Origin of the sequence: Novosphingobium aureum, from assembly GCF_015865035.1 — a bacterium.
In the GTDB taxonomy this organism is placed as follows: domain Bacteria; phylum Pseudomonadota; class Alphaproteobacteria; order Sphingomonadales; family Sphingomonadaceae; genus Novosphingobium; species Novosphingobium aureum.
Window position 1 is genome coordinate 1265454 of the sequence record NZ_JADZGI010000001.1, and the last position, 17378, is coordinate 1282831.

At 67.6% G+C, this 17378-nt stretch carries 18 protein-coding genes; 8 read left to right on the forward strand and 10 right to left on the reverse strand.

Annotated features, from left to right (window positions below):
• The first annotated feature begins 2 nt into the window (after window positions 1-2).
• Both I5E68_RS06000 and I5E68_RS06005 read left to right on the forward strand, forming a co-directional pair.
• On the forward strand, window positions 3-578 hold the full coding sequence (locus I5E68_RS06000) for a septal ring lytic transglycosylase RlpA family protein (protein WP_197162046.1): 576 nt from the start codon (window positions 3-5) through the stop codon (window positions 576-578).
• A gap of 217 nt (window positions 579-795) precedes the next feature.
• Window positions 796-3162: a bifunctional diguanylate cyclase/phosphodiesterase gene (locus I5E68_RS06005; RefSeq protein ID WP_197162048.1), complete on the forward strand. Its 2367-nt coding sequence runs from the start codon at window positions 796-798 to the stop codon at window positions 3160-3162.
• Window positions 3163-3198: 36 nt separating this feature from the next.
• Here I5E68_RS06005 and I5E68_RS06010 read toward each other — a convergent pair whose 3' ends face one another.
• The 7 genes from I5E68_RS06010 to crcB form a co-directional block, all read right to left on the reverse strand.
• Window positions 3199-3648, reverse strand: coding sequence for a hypothetical protein (locus I5E68_RS06010; protein ID WP_228726851.1), 450 nt, complete (start codon window positions 3646-3648; stop codon window positions 3199-3201).
• Window positions 3649-3702: 54 nt separating this feature from the next.
• On the reverse strand, window positions 3703-4446 hold the full coding sequence (locus tag I5E68_RS06015; RefSeq protein WP_197162052.1) for an Nmad3 family putative nucleotide modification protein: 744 nt from the start codon (window positions 4444-4446) through the stop codon (window positions 3703-3705).
• Between the two features lie 52 nt (window positions 4447-4498).
• Window positions 4499-5206 carry an ATP12 family protein gene (locus tag I5E68_RS06020; protein ID WP_197162054.1) on the reverse strand — a complete coding sequence of 236 codons (708 nt, stop codon included), beginning with the start codon at window positions 5204-5206 and terminating at the stop codon, window positions 4499-4501.
• A gap of 7 nt (window positions 5207-5213) precedes the next feature.
• Window positions 5214-5456: a hypothetical protein gene (locus tag I5E68_RS06025; protein ID WP_197162055.1), complete on the reverse strand. Its 243-nt coding sequence runs from the start codon at window positions 5454-5456 to the stop codon at window positions 5214-5216.
• Window positions 5453-6103: an HAD-IA family hydrolase gene (locus tag I5E68_RS06030; protein ID WP_197162056.1), complete on the reverse strand. Its 651-nt coding sequence runs from the start codon at window positions 6101-6103 to the stop codon at window positions 5453-5455. Before I5E68_RS06030 ends, I5E68_RS06025 begins: the two co-directional genes overlap by 4 nt.
• 71 nt (window positions 6104-6174) lie before the next feature.
• Complete coding sequence (locus I5E68_RS06035; protein ID WP_197162057.1) at window positions 6175-7455, reverse strand: RluA family pseudouridine synthase; 1281 nt, start codon at window positions 7453-7455, stop codon at window positions 6175-6177.
• On the reverse strand, window positions 7455-7859 hold the full coding sequence (crcB, locus tag I5E68_RS06040; protein WP_197162058.1) for a fluoride efflux transporter CrcB: 405 nt from the start codon (window positions 7857-7859) through the stop codon (window positions 7455-7457). The genes I5E68_RS06035 and crcB overlap by 1 nt, the downstream gene beginning before the upstream one ends.
• Window positions 7860-8098: 239 nt before the next feature.
• Here crcB and rpsU point away from each other — a divergent pair, with 239 nt between their 5' ends.
• The 5 genes from rpsU to gatA all read left to right on the forward strand — a co-directional run bounded on the left by rpsU (window position 8099) and on the right by gatA (window position 12220).
• The gene (rpsU, locus tag I5E68_RS06045) at window positions 8099-8305 is read left to right on the forward strand and encodes a 30S ribosomal protein S21 (protein ID WP_039391404.1); all 207 of its coding nucleotides are present in this window, start codon (window positions 8099-8101) and stop codon (window positions 8303-8305) included.
• A gap of 365 nt (window positions 8306-8670) precedes the next feature.
• Entirely contained in the window at window positions 8671-9198 is a 528-nt protein-coding gene (locus tag I5E68_RS06050; RefSeq protein WP_197162059.1) for an FKBP-type peptidyl-prolyl cis-trans isomerase, read from the forward strand.
• Between the two features lie 53 nt (window positions 9199-9251).
• Window positions 9252-10124 (forward strand): FKBP-type peptidyl-prolyl cis-trans isomerase, encoded by an 873-nt coding sequence (locus I5E68_RS06055; protein WP_197162060.1) that lies wholly within the window; start codon window positions 9252-9254, stop codon window positions 10122-10124.
• Between the two features lie 174 nt (window positions 10125-10298).
• Entirely contained in the window at window positions 10299-10601 is a 303-nt protein-coding gene (gatC, locus tag I5E68_RS06060; RefSeq protein ID WP_197162061.1) for an Asp-tRNA(Asn)/Glu-tRNA(Gln) amidotransferase subunit GatC, read from the forward strand.
• A 134-nt stretch (window positions 10602-10735) separates the two neighbouring features.
• Window positions 10736-12220: an Asp-tRNA(Asn)/Glu-tRNA(Gln) amidotransferase subunit GatA gene (gene gatA, locus I5E68_RS06065; protein ID WP_197162062.1), complete on the forward strand. Its 1485-nt coding sequence runs from the start codon at window positions 10736-10738 to the stop codon at window positions 12218-12220.
• A 283-nt stretch (window positions 12221-12503) separates the two neighbouring features.
• Here the strand turns inward: gatA and I5E68_RS06070 are convergent, their stop codons facing one another.
• Complete coding sequence (locus I5E68_RS06070; protein WP_197162063.1) at window positions 12504-13355, reverse strand: 2OG-Fe(II) oxygenase; 852 nt, start codon at window positions 13353-13355, stop codon at window positions 12504-12506.
• 166 nt (window positions 13356-13521) lie between these two features.
• Here I5E68_RS06070 and gatB point away from each other — a divergent pair, with 166 nt between their 5' ends.
• On the forward strand, window positions 13522-15018 hold the full coding sequence (gatB, locus tag I5E68_RS06075; RefSeq protein ID WP_197162064.1) for an Asp-tRNA(Asn)/Glu-tRNA(Gln) amidotransferase subunit GatB: 1497 nt from the start codon (window positions 13522-13524) through the stop codon (window positions 15016-15018).
• Between the two features lie 84 nt (window positions 15019-15102).
• On the opposite strand, the gene I5E68_RS06080 is transcribed toward gatB, so the two are convergent.
• The gene (locus I5E68_RS06080; protein WP_197162065.1) at window positions 15103-16884 is read right to left on the reverse strand and encodes an amidohydrolase; all 1782 of its coding nucleotides are present in this window, start codon (window positions 16882-16884) and stop codon (window positions 15103-15105) included.
• Window positions 16885-17075: 191 nt separating this feature from the next.
• A complete protein-coding gene (locus I5E68_RS06085) occupies window positions 17076-17375 on the reverse strand; it encodes a hypothetical protein (RefSeq protein WP_197162066.1) in 300 nt (99 codons plus the stop codon).
• Between the last annotated feature and the right edge of the window lie 3 nt (window positions 17376-17378).

The window sequence follows — 17378 nt, forward strand, 5'->3', positions numbered from 1 at the left end:
CCATGCGGCGCACTGCTCTCGCAGCCTCATTCGCGGTTTCCCTCGCGCTCGCCCTCTCGGCCTGCGCGGGGGGCACGCGTTACCGCGCGGTCAGCGACGTTCCAGTGCGCATCGGGCCGCCCTATGCGATCCGCGGGGTCACCTACACCCCGCGCGCGCAGCCGGGTTACGACATGCTTGGCTATGCCACCTGGTACGGCAACGAGAGCGGCAACCAGACCGCCAACGGCGAACGCTTCCGCGCCGACTGGGTGACCGCTGCGCACCGCGACCTGCCGCTGCCCAGCTACGTCGAGGTGACCGCGCTCGACACCGGCAGGCGCATCCTCGTGCGGGTCAACGACCGGGGCCCCTTCGGCGAGAGCGCACGCATCCTCGATCTCTCGCGCGGCGCGGCCGAACTGCTCGGCGTGCGCGCGCGGGGCAAGGCGGCGGTGCGCGTGCGGGTGGTGATACCCGAGGCGAAGGACCGCGAGCGGCTGATGAAAGGCAAGCCCGCGCGCAGGCTCGATCCCGTCCCCGCGCGCACGCTCGCCAGCCTGCGCGACCAGTTCACGCGCGGCGTGGGCACGATGTAGGGGCTAGGCCGAGGTCTCGGGGGCTCCCTTGAGCCGCGTCGATGCAGACACTGGACGGTGAATTACACGATATTGGACAACTGTGCCCAAATATCCCGAAAATATTATGCAAAATATGTAATTTGGCAAAATATTTGAACAATCCCCTGTAATTCCATTTAAGTGTTTACCTCATGTCAACTACGTGGGGCTTGTATAGGACGCGAGGGGGGAACGTATGTTTCAAGTCGCGTCTTGTGTCTGGTACCAGCACGATCATCTGACGGTCGCTCTGGCCGCGGTGATCTGGATCATCGGTAGCCTGACCTTTTTCCAGGCGCTCGAGCGAGCGCAAGAGTGCCCGCGCGGGCGGCGACCGACCTGGCTCGCGATCGCGGCGCTGGCCGGAGGGCTGGGGGTCTGGGCGACGCACTTCGTGGCGATGCTCGCCTACCAGGGCGGTCTGCCGATCGGCTATTCGCTCGCGCCCACCGTGCTTTCGGCGGTCATCGCCATCTCGGGGTTCTGGACCGCGATCAAGCTGCTCGGCCGGTTCTCGCTTTCGAGCTGCGCCACGGCGGGCACCATGCTCGCGGTGGCCGTCGGCCTCATGCACTTCATCGGCATGTCGGCGCTGCGCGTGCAGGCGCGCATCGAGTACGACTGGACGATGGTCGGCGTGAGCGCGGTGATCGCCGTGGTACTGTTCTCAGCCGCGTTCTACCTCTCGCGCCATCTTTCCACGCGTGCGCGCAAACGGCTGCCGGCGGCGGCCTTGCTGAGCATCGTCGCGGTCTGCACCTTGCACTTCACCGGAATGGCCGCGACCACGCTCGTCTTCGATCCGCGCCTGCCGCGTGTCGAGGTCGCCGAAGGGCGCACCTTCGTCATCGGCGCGATCGTGCTCTCGACTATGCTGGTGGTGCTGCTGACCGGCATCGCGACGCTGGTCGACCGTTACCTGACCGATCTCAAGGGTTTCGCAGCGGCAACGCTCGAGGGCATCGTCATCGTGCGTGAAGGCCGCGTGGTCGAGGCCAATGCGCGTTTCGCCGAATGGATGGGCAGCGAGCCCGGCATGCTGCTCGGGCGCGATCCCGAGACGCTGCTTGCCGCCGCCGACGGCTGCCCGGTCACCGATCTTCGCGACAAGCCGATAGAGGCGGTCCCGCGCGGCACGGACAGCGAGCGGGTGTTCGAGGTCGCGGTGCACGAGATAGAGTACCGCGGGCGGCCCTCGCAGGTGCTCGCGGTGCGCGACCTGACCGAGGCCAAGGCGGCGCAGGCGCAGATCGCGCATCTCGCCCGCCACGACGGTCTGACCGGACTGCCCAATCGCCTGCTGCTCAAGGAGCGGCTCGATCAGGCGCTCGCGCTCTCGCAGCGCACCGGCGAGCCACTGGCGGTGCTCGCGCTCGATCTCGACCGCTTCAAGGCGGTCAACGACCTGTTCGGCCACGGCGAGGGCGACCGCGTGCTCAAGGCCGTCGCCGCGCTGCTCAAGCGCTGCGTGGGCGGGGCGGACACGGTGGCGCGACTGGGCGGTGACGAGTTCATTGTGCTCCAGGTCGGCGCGCACCAGCCTGAGGGCGCGCGTGTCCTCGCCAATCGCATCCTCGCCGCCTTCCGCGAGGAGATGGACCCGGCGCGCGATCCCTGTGCGGTCGGCGTCAGCGTCGGCGTCGCGGTCTGCCCGCAGGACGGCACGAGCGCCGATGTGCTCCACAATGCAGCCGACATCGCGCTGTACCGCGCCAAGACCTCGGGGCGCGGCACGGCAGCCTTCTTCGACGCGCAGATGGACCTCGAGGCGCGCGAGCGGCGCAGGCTCGAGGCGGATCTGCGCCAGGCGATCGCGCGCGAACAGCTGCGCATCGTCTACCAGCCGCTGGTCGCCACCGCAGGTGCGCGCGTGACTGGCTACGAGGCGCTGCTGCGCTGGGACCATCCCGAGCGCGGCGCGGTCTCGCCCAGCGAATTCATCCCCATCGCCGAGGACACCGGCACGATCCTTGGTATCGGCGAATGGGTGCTGCGCCAGGCCTGCCGCGAGGCGGCGCAGTGGGTCGAGCCGCTGACCCTCGCGGTCAACGTCTCGCCGGTGCAGTTCCAGATGGCCAATCTCGAGGACGTCGTCGTCAGCGCCGTCGAGGATGCCGGGCTCGATCCCGCGCGGCTTGAGCTGGAGATCACCGAGACCGCGCTGCTCAAGGAGCGCGATCGCACCATCGCGGTGCTTAATGCGCTCAAGGCGCGCGGGATCAGGGTGGTGATGGACGATTTCGGGACCGGTTATTCCTCGCTCTCGAACCTGCAGAGCTTCCCCTTCGACAAGATCAAGATCGACCGCAGCTTCATCCAGGCGATGGAGAGCGACGAGGCGGCGCGCTCGATCATCCGCGCGATCATCGGCATCGGGCGCAGCCTTGCCATGCCGGTCGTCGCCGAGGGCGTCGAGACCGACGCGCAGCGCGCCATGGTCGAGCAGGAAGGCTGCCCGCAGGCGCAGGGCTTCTTCTTCGGGATGCCCGGACTCGGTCCGCTCAGTCGCCTTGCCGAAATGGTCGAGAACGAGGCCGAGCTCAAGCTCGCCGCGAACGGCTGAGGCGCGAAAGGCCCGGGCACCAGACCCGGGCGGGCACTACTTCGCCTTGGGGCACGAGTCCTTGTCGCCCGCGGCACAGGCGGCATTTTCGGATTCCCACTGCGCGCGGTCGGCCTCGTAGCGCGATACCAGTTCGTTGTACTGCTTCATCACCGCCTCGTAGGCCGTGGCGTTGCGTTCCTGCTGGACCATCTGCTCGGCGTGGAGCTGTTCCTTCTGGGTGTTCTCCGCGACCTGCTTGGCGGCGAACTGCGCCTGTTCCTCGTTGAGCTGGCGGCGTGCCTCGGCTTCGGGATCCGGCTTGGTCTGCGCGGCGAGCGGCCCGGCGAGACCTGCGATAAGCGCGCTGGCGAGGAGCGTGCGCGCGGCTTGGCGAGCAAGGGCGGGGAAGGGCGCGAAACGAACGGGTGCAGTCACCGGGAAGCTCTCCTTGTCCATCGTCCCCGCGCGGGCGAGCGGGGCTTGCCCGGCGAGGTCTTGCGACAATGCCCGCTTCGCAGCCTCGGGCAAAGCGCTTTCGCGCGCGCATCCACCGTTCGATCAGCCAGGCGTCGCCTCCATCGCGAGCAGCTCGATCACGCGCGCGAGCCATTCGCGCGGGCGCCGGGCGCGGCCCGCATCGCACACGAATTCCTGCCCGCGCCGCGCCGAATCGAGCCGGTTGCCGCGCAGCCAGCGCGCGGGGCGTTCGTGGTAGCTGAGCCCGCGTCTGCGCAGCCAGTCGGGGATCGACCACAGGTTGAGCGGGCCGCCCGCGACGGTGAGACGCAGGTCCGGATGGGCACTGCGTGCGCAAGTCGCGGGGCCGTTCCAGATGGTGTTGTTCGCGCTCCACTCCCCGATCGTGTGCGGATGCGGGCGCGGCGGCGCGGGGAACGCGGGGTCATCGCGCAGGGCCTCGGGCGAGCCGCAGCGCGCGACCTGCATATGCGCGAAGATGCGGTGGTGGCGCTCGCCGGTCTCGGGATCGGCGAAGAGGCCGAAGAAGACGAAGTGGTCGCCCAGGCCCACGCCATGCTTGCGCAGATGGCCCTGCGCCGCGCCCGACTGGCCGAACCAGCATTGGCCATCGGCGAACATCGGGTCGTCATGGCACAGCGCATCGCGGCCCAGCTTGCCGCGCGTGAGCGTCTCGACGGTCTCGCCAAGCCCGAGATCGGCGTAGCGCGTCGCCGAACGGTCGCGCGCCGGGATCGGCAGCGAGAGCGGCACGCCGTCGCGGATCGGCGAGGGCACGCCGCCCGCGGTGGTGTCGAACCCCTTGCGGCTGAAGACGATCTTCATGTCAGGGGCTTCATGCGCGCCGCAGGAGCCGGAAGGCGGTGCGCGCCGCCCCTCACGCGGTCCGGGCGAGGGCGGCCATGCGCATCGCAAGGCTGAAGCCCTCGAAGCGTGCGGCGCGGTTGGCGGCGGCTTCCGCGTCCTCGCCCCACAGCTCGACCTGCCAGTCCTCTTCGAGATTGGCCGCGCGCCACAGCGCCTCGGCATCGGCATCGGGGCGGATCGCCTCGAGCGCGATCACCAGCGAGGCAGCGAGGCTCGCGAGCATCCGGAGCGCCGCGAGCGTGTAGATGTCGTGGGCGTCCAGCTCGGCGCGCAGCCGCGCGAGGGTCTGCTCGGGATGCGGGCGGTGGACGATGCCCGAGACGCGCGAGAAGGTGACGCCGAGCCGGGTCTCCAGCGTTTCCAGCACCGGCTCCCACACCGCGAGCTGGCGCTTGTAGAGCGCCTCGTCGGGATCCGCGCGGTAGCACAGGGTATCGGTCTCGGCATAAGGCAGGATGCCCGCGATCGCGGCTTCGCGGTCGGCCCCGATCGCATCGATGGCGAAGTCGGTCAGGTCGCGCAGCACCAGCGAGCGCGGATCGACCTCATCGCCCTGTGCAGCCCATTCGGCGGCGAGCGCTTCGGCCATTGCGGACGTCGGCACGCGCTGCGGCCTCCCGCCGGCGGTACGGATCGGGCGCCCGTCGAGCAGGACGCGCCAGTGGCCTTCGGCTTCGGCGTCGGGGGCGGTGGTGACCTCTTTGTAGAAGCGCTTCACTTGGGTCTTAGTCCTGGTCGGGGGTGGTCGGGGCAGGCGGCGGGCTGCGCCAGCGGCGCGCCAGCACTTGCGGCACGATGAAGATGTCGACGACGCCGTTGATGATGAGCAGGTAGCCCGCCCAGTCGGGAAGGCCGGGAAGCAGCGTGTTCTCGACGATCATCAGCCCGGCGATCAGGCTGGCGATGCCGAGCAGCCGGGTCACGTGGAGCGCGAAGAAGCGCACCATGGCGGGATCGCGCGTGCTCACTTGAGAAGCTGCTCGAGCAGCTGCGCGGGCGTTTCGGCTACCGCCTCGGCCCCGGCCTCGAGCAGCTCGTGCGGGTGGTGGTAGCCCCAGTCGACGCCGATGGCGCGCACGAAGGCGCCGCGCGCCATCTGCATGTCGAAGGCGGTATCGCCGATCATCACCGCCTCGCTTGGCTGCGCGCCGGTCTCGAACAGCGCTTCCTCCAGCATCGCGGGGTGCGGCTTCGAGGGGTGGCGGTCGGCGGTCTGGAGGCTGGAGAAAAGCTGTGCGATGCCGTTGTTGGCGAGGCAGTGCTCGAGCCCGCGGTCGGACATGCCGGTGGCGACGGCGAGCGTCCAGCCCTGCGCATGCAGCGTCTCGAGCACCTCGCGCACGCCTTCGAAGAGCGGCTGCGAGACGCGTCCTTCGGTGCGTGCCTGACGGAATGCCTGCTTGTAGGCATCGGCCATGGCCTGCTGCTGCTCGCTCGTGCTGTCGGGCAGCAGGCGGCGCACGGCCTGCGGCAGCGAGAGGCCGACCGCGCGGCGGATCTCGGTGCGCGAGGGCGCGGGCAGGCCGACGCCCCCGAAGGTCGCCTCCATCGCCTCGCAGATCGCGGCCTGGCCGTCGACCAGGGTGCCGTCACAGTCGAACACGGCGAGCTTCATCGCTCTCGTTCCTTCTTCTCAGTCTCTGGCTTCTCAGTCTCTGGTCGCAGGGCCTGACCGGGCAGCCCGGCTCAGCGCTTGCCCTTGGGAACCGGGCTGCCCTTGCCCTTCTTGGGGCCGGACTTCTTGGGCGGACCGGGGCGCATGCCCGGCTTGCCGCCGGTCTTGCTCCCGGGCTTGGCGAAGCCCTTTCCTGCGGGCTTGCCCGAGGCCTTGCCTGCCGGTTTGCCCTTGCCGCCACCGGCGCGCGGGGCCGGACCGTCACCGGCGCGCGAGCGGCGCTCGCCGCGGCGTTCCTTGCGGATCTGCTTGGAGTGCTGCTTGGCCGCGCGCTTCTCGTCGGCCTTGGTCGGGCCTTCGGGGCGCGGGGGCAGCTCGGCGCCGTCTTCCTCGTCGAAGCCAAGGCTCGCCATCGAATTGGCGAAGTGCTCGGGCAGCGGCGCGGTGACGTCGAGCGGGGCGCCATCGGGATGATCGATGATCAAGCGGCGCGCGTGCAGGTGCATCTTGCGGCTGATCGTGCCCGAGAGAAACGCTTCCTGCCCGCCGTACTTGCCGTCGCCCACGATCGGGTGGCCGATCGCGGCCATGTGCACGCGCAGCTGGTGCGTGCGGCCCGTCAGCGGGTGCAGCTCGACCCAGGCGGCGCGGTTGCCGGCGCGGTCGAGCACGCGGTAGCGGGTGCGCGAGGGCTGGCCGCCTTCCTCGTCGACATGCATCTTCTCGCCGCCGGTGCCCGGCTGCTTGGCGAGCGGCAGTTCGATCATGCCGTCATCGATGCTGGGCACGCCCATGACGAGCGCCCAGTAGATCTTCTGTGCCGAGCGGCCCGAGAAGCGCTTGGAGAAATAGGCGGCGCTGCCCGGCGTGCGCGCGATCAGCAGGACGCCCGAGGTGTCCTTGTCGAGACGGTGGACGAGACGCGGGCGCGGGCCGTCTGCGGCATAGGCATCGAGCAGGCCGTCGACGTGCTGCTTCATGCCCGAGCCGCCCTGCGTGGCGAGGCCGGGCGGCTTGTTGAGCACGATCGCGGCGCGGTCCTGCGTGAGCACCATCGAGTCGGCGAGTTCGATCTCTTCCTCGCTCAGCTCGCGCTTGGGCCTTGGCGCCTTGCCGCCCGGGGTCTTCTCGCCGCCGGGAGGCACGCGCAGCGTCTGGCCCGCGACGAGGCGGGTGTCGACGTCGGCGCGCTTGCCGTCGACGCGCACCTGTCCGGTACGGGCCCAGCGCGAGACCATCGCGAAGCCGACCTGCGGCAGGTGGCGCTTGAACCAGCGATCGAGGCGCACCCCGTCATCGTCGTGGCCGACGGTGAACTGGCGGACCATGTCGTCGCTCTTGGTGGGTCGCATTATAGGCTCCGCATGAGGATGAGGCCGAGAAACAGGCTGACGAAGCCGGCAATGACCGAAAGTCCTGCGTAGAAGCAGGCAAGGCCGGGCTGGCCGCGTTCGAGAATGGTGACGAAGTCGAGGCTGAACGAGGAAAACGTCGTGAATCCCCCGAGAAGGCCGACCGCCAGGAAAAGCCGGGTGCCTTCGCCGTGGCTCCCATAGCGGGCAAGCCAGCCGACGAGAAGTCCCATCAGCAGGCTGCCCAGAACATTCACGGTCAGCGTGCCATAGGGAAAGTCGCCCGCGCGCACGGGGCCGAGCGCGCCGGACCAGGCGCGTCCGACGAGAAAGCGCAGCCATGCGCCGAGGCCGCCGCCAAAGGCCACGAAGAGCGAGGCGGCGATAAAGGAAGGTTGTGGCATGGGCTCGCCTTAACGGTGAATCGCGCGATTTCCAATCGCTGCGCGGGCCGGATCGCGGGGAAGGGGCGGATTTTCGCCCTTCGCGCTTGTCTTCGCGGTGTCACTTTGATATTGGCGCGCTCAACAAGACCGGTCCCGGCAGGGAATCGGCTCTGCTTTGTCATTCATGATTCGCGGTTCTCCTCGCTTTTTGATGATGCGGGGAGGGCCTCGTTCGTTCTATTGAGGTGTTCTAGTTTATGCAGATCATGGTTCGCGACAACAATGTTGACCAGGCCCTTCGTGCGCTCAAGAAGAAGCTGCAGCGTGAAGGCGTCTACCGCGAGATGAAGCTGCGTCGCCACTTCGAGAAGCCCTCGGAAAAGCGCGCTCGCGAGAAGGCTGCTGCCGTGCGCCGCGCCCGCAAGCTCGAGCGCAAGCGCATGGAGCGCGACGGCGTCAAGTAAGCGACGCCGGCCGGACGAGGCGCACCCCGCAAGTGGCGTGCGCGCTCCGGCTGCGTGATCGTGCGGCATTCGCTTGCCTACGGTCGCCTGTGGACATCCGGAAAGGCCCGGGCACCTCGCCTGACGGGCAGTCCGCAGGTCCGCGCACAGCACATAATGCTTGCAGCTTGAATGCTGCTGCTGCTTGAGCCATGAGGGCGCGGAAATTCTTTTCCGCGCCCTTAGTGTTTCTACACGAGTTCTCGCCAGTCCAGAGTTCCAGCCCCGAGTCTTTGCTTATCGGGGCTTTGCTTAGGCAGGACAGGGCGCTAAGCGAACCACCGGTGCCGCTTGGGGGCACGCATACGTAACGAGGCCTTGAGACCATGACTGAGATCACCCGCGTACCGCTGCAGCCGATCGCCAAGGGCGCCGTCGGCAAGATCTGGATCGGTGCGCTGGCGCTCGCTCTTGCCGGTGCCGGGATCGCCTATGCAGCGATGCCCGCTTCGGTCGACGTGAAGACGCTCACCGCCGGTGCCGGCGAATCGCCGACCGTCGATGACGTGGTCCTGATCAGCTACAAGGGCACGCTGCCCGACGGTAAGGTCTTCGACGAGGCGCAGCAGGTGCCCATGGCGCTCAACGAGGTCGTCCCCGGCTTCACCAAGGCGCTGGTGCAGATGCAGCGCGGCGGCAAGTACACGGTCGAGATCCCCTCGGAGCTGGCCTATGGCTCGCGCGCGGTCGGCGACATTCCGCCCAACACCGACCTGACCTTCGAGATCGAACTGCTCGACTTCAAGAGCCGCGCCGAGATCGAGCAGCAGCAGCGCATCCTGCAGCAGCTGCAGCAGATGCAGGGCGGCGCTCCGGGCGGTCCGGCAGGCGCTCCGGCTCCCGCACAGCCCTGATCGCGCTTCCCGCGAACATGCGCGCAGTCCTTTCTCCGGCCCGGGCCCTTGTCATGGGGTTCGGCCTCGCAGCCCTGTCGCTTGCGCCATCGGCGCAGGCGCAGGAAGGCGATGCTGCCTCCGCCCCGGCCAGCGCAGCGCCGGCACGTCCGGTCGCCGTCGAGACGCTGCGTGCAGGCGAGGGCGCCACGCCCTCGGCGCAGGACTTCGTGCTGGTCAACTACAAGGGCATGCTCAAGGACGGCACGGTCTTCGACCAGGCCGAGAAGGCCGCGCTGCCGCTGCCGCGCATGATCCCCGGCTTCGCGCAAGGCATCGCGCAGATGAAGGTGGGCGGATCCTACCGCATGACGATCCCGAGCGAGCTGGGCTACGGCGCCAAGGCTTCCGGCCCGATCCCGGCCAATTCGGACCTCGTGTTCGAAGTCGAGCTGCTCGATTACAAGACGCCCGAGCAATACGCGCAGATGGTGGCCGAGGCGCGCGCCGCGCAGGCTGAGGCAATGGCCGCTTCGGACGCCGCGGCCGAGGGCAAGTCGGTCGACGTCGAGACGCTGAGCGCGGGCGAGGGGCCCAAGCCCTCCGCGCAGGACTACGTGCTGGTCAACTACAAGGGCATGCTCAAGGACGGTACGGTCTTCGACCAGGCCGAGAAGAGCGCGCTCTACCTGCCGCAGATGATTCCCGGCTTCGCGCGCGGGATCACGCAGATGCAGGTCGGTGGCCGCTATCGCATGACGATCCCGCCCGAACTGGGCTACGGCGCGCAGGCCTCGGGTCCGATCCCGGCCAATTCCGAGCTCGTCTTCGAGGTCGACCTGCTCGACTACCGCACGCGCGAGCAGCTCGTCGCGGAAGCTGCCGCCGCGCAGGAGAAGGCCGAAGCCGAAGCGGCCTCGGCGCCCGCAGCCGATCCCGGCAACTGAGCGCATCGCAGGCAGGCCGCGTGCCAGCCTGCCCGCTTCTTACCCTCCGGCAAGCGCAGCCGCGCTTGAAGCCGCGCGCCGCCGGTGCTAGCGGCTGCACGTGATGCGAAGGGGCGTGCCCGCCGATGGCGCGGCCCTCGTGCACCCGGTTTTCACGATGCAAGAAGGAATGCCATGTCGGTCGATACCGCAACGGTGGCCAAGATCGCCAGTCTCGCCCGCATCAAGGTGAGCGAGAGCGAGCTCGAGGCGATGGTGCCCGAGCTCAACGGGATTCTCGCCTGGGTCGAGCAACTCGGCGAAGTCGATACCTCGAGCGTCGAGCCGATGACCGCGGTCATCCCCAATACGCTGCGCCTGCGCGAGGACGTGATCGATGCCGATCCGCTGACCGGCGGCAACAAGCGCGATGCGGTGCTGGCCAATGCGCCGGTCGCCGAGCACGGCTTCTTCGGCGTGCCCAAGGTGATCGAGTGATCGCGGGCCGCGTCCGGCATCGCGGCGCGGCCACCTTTATCGTCGTCTCCGCCACTGCGGGGATCTCGCTAGCTTCCAGCCCCGATGCGCCTTGCGGCACGTGCCGCCTGCGCCGGGGCGACGGGTGAAAAACAATGACCAACCTTACTGATCTTGGCGTAGCTGCCATCCGCGACGGCGTGAAGGCCGGCGAATTCACCGCGGTCGAAGTGGCCGAGGCCTTCAACGCCAACGTCGCCGCCGCACAAGATGCGCTCAACGCCTTCATCGTCGCCACGCCCGAAGCCGCGATCGAGGCCGCAAAGGCCACCGACGCGAAGCGCGCGGCGGGCGAGGATCTGGGCCGGATGGGCGGCGTGCCGATCGGCATGAAGGACCTGTTCGCGACCTTCGACGTGCAGACCACTGCGGCCAGCCACATCCTCGAAGGCTTCAAGCCGCAGTACGAATCGACCGTCTCGCAGAACCTGTGGAACGCGGGCGCGGGCATGCTCGGCAAGCTCAACCTCGACCAGTTCGCGATGGGCTCCTCGAACGAGACCAGCCACTTCGGCAACGTCGTCTCGCCCTGGCGCAAGCAGGGCTCGAACGCGCCGCTCGCGCCGGGCGGTTCCTCAGGCGGCTCCTCGGCTGCGGTTGCCGCGCGCCTCGCGCCTGCCGCCACCGGCACCGACACCGGTGGCTCGATCCGCCAGCCTGCCGCCTTCACCGGCATCACCGGCATCAAGCCGACCTACGGGCGCTGCTCGCGCTGGGGCGTCGTCGCCTTCGCCTCCTCGCTCGACCAGGCAGGGCCGATGGCGCGCGACACGCGCGACTGCGCGATCATGCTGGGCGCGATGGCCGGCTTCGATCCCAAGGACGCGACCAGCCTCGACATGCCCGTGCCCGACTGGGAGGCGCTGCTCTCCTCGGACCTCTCGGGCAAGACCGTTGGCATCCCGCGCGAATACCGCATGGACGGCATGGACGCCGAGATCGTGGCGCTGTGGGATCAGGGCGTGGCATGGCTCAAGGACGCGGGCGCGAAGGTCGTCGATATCTCGCTGCCGCACACCAAGTACGCGCTGCCGACCTATTACATCATCGCTCCGGCCGAGGCTTCCTCGAACCTCGCGCGCTATGATGGCGTGCGGTACGGCCTTCGCGATCTGCCCGAAGGCGCCAACCTCCAGGACATGTACGCCGCCACCCGCGCCGCCGGCTTCGGCGACGAGGTCAAGCGCCGCATCCTGATCGGCACTTACGTGCTCTCGGCGGGCTTCTACGATGCGTACTACACGCAGGCGCAGAAGGTGCGCACGCTGATCTCGCAGGACTTCGCCAAGGCCTTCGAGCAGTGCGACGTGATCCTCGCACCGACCACGCCGACCCCCGCCTTCGCGCTGGGTGAGAATGTCGACGATCCGCTCTCGATGTACCTCAACGACGTCTTCTCGGTCCCCGCCTCGCTGGCCGGGCTTCCGGCGATGTCGGTCCCGGCGGGCCTCTCGAAGGACGGGCTGCCGCTCGGCCTGCAGATCATCGGCAAGGCCTTCGATGAGGAGGGTGTGCTCAATGCCGGCCTCGCGCTCGAGCAGCGCGCGCAGTTCACCGCCAGCCCCGACAAGTGGTGGTAAGCCTGCTTGGCGCTTCCGGAGCTGATCGGCGATAGCGCGAGAGCGCGCGCCGATCTGGCTCCGGGGCGCAAGCATGATGCCCCGGCGCAGCGCTGAACGCAGTTCGGCATCCCCGCGAAGGCGGCAATCCGGTTTCCGACGCTAGAGCCCTATCCGGCTACCCTCAGGGTATCCGGGCATGGCCTGAACGTGAAATGCCCTGAATCACCGCCTTCCTGGGGAAACGGGAGGTGAGAGCGCCAGGCGCCCCGGTTTAGAGTGGGTTCGCCTCGCCCCCTTCGCCTCAATACTCGGTGCGTTTGCCGAGCAAGTGGCGGATCACGTAATTGGTGCGCTCGGTCAGCGAGACTGGCTTGTCATTGGTGCCCGGACGCTTCTTCCACACCGTCGTGTGCGGGATACGCAGGCCCTCGGGCACGGTGTAGTAGTACAGCGCGATCGAGCGGCGCGTGACTTCGGGCGGGCACTCCAGCGGGTCGGGGTGGCCGTGATAGCTGTTCGAATCGGTGTTGAAGATCACCGCGCGGCCGATTTCCGGCACGACCGCGTGCTCGCAGCGGGTCATCGCCCGGTTCCACAATTCCAGCGCGCCGCCCCATTCGGGGTTCCAGTCTTCGTTGAGGAACAGGATCAGGTTGAGCCGGCGGCGCAGGCGCATCATCGGATGGGTGTTGAAGTCGGCATGGATCGACAGGTGCCCGCCGCGCCGGGTCTCGTGCAGTCCGCCGCCGACGAAGCGCGGGTCCGAGACGAGCCCCTCGATCCCGGTCATCTTCTCGAGGAAGTTGAGGAAAGCGGCCGAGTTGAGCGCGGCAAACAGGTCGTGGATGTAGGCGCTGCGGATCTTCTCGAGCGTATAGCCGGTCTTGAGCTGCGAGTGCGCGTCCGAGAAGCGTCCCTTCTCGACCTGGGGAAACTGGCGATCGACCTCGCGCAGGATATCGCGGTCGATGAAGTTCTCGAAGACGATGTGCGGAAACGGAGAAGCCGACCGATAGGCCTGTGCAAGAGACGAACCGAGCTCTTTCATCGCCTTGCGGTCGAGTTCGAAGAAGCCATCGGGGCGTTTCAGGTCCAGTACAGGGTCGCCTGCGCTGCTGGACTTGGGATTTTCGGCAAGTGCTGTCTCGGTCATCGACAAATCATCCCATTGAAAAATGGAAACTTCTTGCAAATACTCCGAAAATTATATGTTTTTACGTAGGGGTTGGCCAGCCCCCATTTTTGCGCTTGCGTCTTCCCGCCGCGCCCGCAACGCGATAAAGGGCAGGGCAAGCAGCAAGAGTGTTTTCGAAAGCCTTATGTCTAATTATCGAATTCAGGGCGCTACGGGCGAGTGGGAGGTCGTGATCGGCCTCGAAGTCCATGCGCAGGTCACCTCGAACGCCAAGCTCTTCTCGGGCGCGGCAACCGCCTTTGGCGCTGAACCCAATACCCAGGTCGCGCTGATCGATGCGGCTATGCCCGGCATGCTGCCCGTGCCCAACAAGGAGTGCATCCGCCAGGCAGTGCGCACCGGCATGGCGATCAATGCCGAGATCAACAAGTACTCGCGCTTCGACCGCAAGAACTACTTCTACGCCGACCTTCCGCAGGGTTACCAGATCAGCCAGCTCTACCACCCGATCGTGGGCGAAGGCTCGCTGACCATCGAGGCGGACGAGAAGGCGGGCATCCCCGAGGACAAGGTCATTGGCATCGAGCGCATCCACGTCGAGCAGGACGCGGGCAAGCTGATGCACGATCAGCACCCGACGATGTCCTACGTCGACTTGAACCGCGTCGGCGTGGCGCTGATGGAAATCGTCAGCCGTCCCGACATGACCTCGCCCGCAGAGGCCGGTGCCTACCTGTCGAAGCTGCGCACGATCCTGCGCTACGTCGGCTCGTGCGACGGCAACATGGACCAGGGCTCGATGCGTGCCGACGTCAACGTCTCGGTGCGCCGTCCGGGCGAGGAACTGGGCACCCGTACCGAGACCAAGAACGTCAACTCGGTGCGCTTCGTCATGCAGGCGATCGAGCACGAGGCGAACCGCCAAGTCGACGAGCTGGAGGCGGGCCGCAAGATCGTGCAGGAAACGCGCCTGTTCGATCCCACGACCGGCTCGACCCGCTCGATGCGTTCGAAGGAAGACGCGCACGACTATCGCTACTTCCCCGATCCCGACCTTCTGCCGCTGATCCTCGAGGACGATTTCCTCGAGGATTGCCGCAATTCGCTGCCCGAACTGCCCGATGCCAAGAAGGCGCGCTACGAGACCGAGCTGGGCCTCAGCGCCTACAACGCGCAGGTGCTGACCGCCGACGTCGACACCGCGCGCTGGTTCGAGCGCCTGCTCGCCGAGACCGCCAAGGCCTCGGGCAAGCAGCCCGCCGAGGTCGCCAAGCAGGCGGCCAACTGGCTGATCTCGGAACTGTTCGGCGCGCTCAACAAGCTGGGCACCAGCCTCGAGGCATCGCCGGTCACCCCCGAGAAGGGCGGCGACCTGCTCGCGCTCATCGCCAAGGGCACGATCTCGGGTTCGGCGGCCAAGCAGGTGCTCGAGATCATGCTCGAGACCGGTGACGCGCCCGAGGCCATCGTCGAGCGCGAGGGGCTCAAGCAGGAAAGCGACACCGGCGCGATCGAGGCCGAGATCGACAAGGTTCTCGCCGCAAACGAGGACAAGGTCGCCCAGTACAAGGACGGCAAGGTCGCCTTGTTCGGCTTCTTCGTCGGCCAGACGATGAAGGCGATGAAGGGCAAGGGCAACCCGCAGGTGGTCAACGAGATCCTCAAGTCCAAGCTGGGCTGATCCGGGAGACCTGAAGCAAGAAAGACGGGGCAGGGACCACACGGTCCTTGCCCTGTTTTTTTATGCCCGCAGCTTGCCTCGCGTTCAGGGCCGTGGCGGCTGGATCTGGCGCGCGGAATAGACCGTCTTGCCGTTCTTGATCGTCTCGAGCACGCGCAGGGTATCGAGCGCCTCGGGGGCGGTCTTGAGCGGATCAGCCGAGAGCACCACGAAATCGGCCTGCTTGCCCACCGCGATCGAGCCCTTTTCCTTTTCCTCGAAGATCTGGAAGGCGGGCCAGATCGTCATCGCGCGCAGTGCGGTGTAGGTGTCGACCCGCTGCTCCGGCCCGATCAGCTGGCCGGTGCGGCTGCGGCGCGTGACGGTGGCGTCGAGCACGCGCATGGTATCGGGCAGCGCCACCGGGGCATCGCTGTGCGTGGTGAAGATCATGCCGCGTTCGCGCACCCAGCCGGTCGGCGAGATGTTCGGGCAAAGCTGTGGCCCAACGGTATGCGCGCAGTGCCAGTCGCCCCAGTAGAAGGTGTGCATCGGGAACAGCGAGGGGATGACGTGGAGGCGCTCGTAGGCACCCACCTGATCCTCGCGCAGGAACTGGCCGTGGATCAGCGTCGGGCGCTGGTCGGCGTAGGGATGCTTCTGCTCGGCGGCGTCGATCGCCTTGATCAGCAGGTCCGAGGCGGCCTCGCCGTTGGCGTGGGTGATGATCTGGATGTCGTTGGCAAAGGCCCATTCGACCGCGCCCATCACGTCCTCGGGCTTGGCGGCGGCGTAGCCTGCATAGCCCTCGGGATAATTGCCGAGCGGATCGTAGTAGGGCCGGTCGCGCCAGGCGGTGAAGCCTTGCGGGCTGCCGTCGATGGTGAGCTTGGCTCCGGCGACGCGGAAGTGGTTCTTGTAGGTCTTGCTCACGTTGTCGGCGATGAACTGGCGGTCGACGAGCACGTCGGGGTAGGTCAGCACGTCGATGCGAAAGCCGCTCTCGTCGGCGACCTTGCGCATGACCTTCGCCACCTGCGGGGTCGAGCGCCCCTCCTGCGCGGTGGTGTAGCCAAAGCGCGCCCATTGCAGCATGCCTGCCTTGGTGAAGGCCTCGATGCCGAGCGGTCCGATGTTCTGGAGAACCTTGCCGATGAGCGCGAAGAAGGCGGTCTCCTCGAGCGTGCCGTTGGGCTCTTGCGTGCCCGGCTTGCGCTGGATCACCCCGCCCTCGGGGTCCTTCGTTGCGGCGCTGTAGCCGATCAGCGCCAGCGCGGCCGAATTGACGCTGGCGAGATGGCCCGACTGGTGGATGATGACGACCGGAAGGCTCGTCGATACCGCGTCGAGCTCTTCTTTGGTCGGATGACGCAGTTCCTTGAGCTGCGCGTTGTCGTAGCCGAAGCCGATGATCAGCTTGGCCTTCTCGACGTTGCGCGCATTGGCCTTGGCCCATGACGTCAGTTCGGCGACGATGCCGGGAATGTCGCTGATCCTGCCGTCGGGCGGCGATAGCATGTTGGCGCTCAGGGCCTGCAGGCCGCCCATGACCATGTGGCCGTGCGGATCGACGAAACCGGGCAGCATGGTCCTGCCTGCAAGGTCGCGGCGCTGCGTGGCGGGGCCGGTGAAGGGGCCAAGGCCGCTCTCGGGCCCGGCATAGACCACGCGCCCCTCCGCGATGGCGACCGCCTCGACATAGACCGGCTCCTCGCCCTCCATGGTGAGGATCGGACCGCCCGCGTAGATCGCCTCGGCCTGTGCCAGCGCCTGTCCGCCCGAAAGCGCGCAGCACAGGGCAAACGTAAGTGCGAGCGGGCGCCGAGACGCGCGGTGGAGGGCGAGGATGCGAAGGAAAGGGGAACTGCGGGGCGCCTCGATGTCCATGACCGCTCCTTGCGCGAAGGGGCGAGCGCCCCGGATGCGCGTCAGGCTAGGCGTACCGAAGGCGGTCAGGCATCCGGGTTATCCCTGAGCCTTGCTCGGGAAAGGCGCGGAAGGGGCGCGGGAACGCGAAGGGGCGGGAGATCGATCTCCCGCCCCTCACGTGTGTGGTGTCTCTGGTGCGGCGCGCGCGATCAGGCGCGGCGTGTGCCGGTCAGGTCCATGGTCCCGAAGAAGCCCGCCTTGATCTTCCCGGCGAGGTCGTCGCCGGTGATCGTCGCAGTGCAGTCGAGGTCGATCTTCATCGGCTTGGTCATGGTCATCTTCCAGCGGATCGTGTCGCCATCGACCGTTCCGTTCTCGAGCGGCATCGTGCCGAGATCACCGCTGATCTCGCCGGTGAAGGTGTCGCCCTCGGGGACCACCGTGAGCACGCCCTTCTGGGTGCCCATCGGGGTCTTGGTCAGGCAGTCGTAAGTTCCGGCAACGGGCATTCT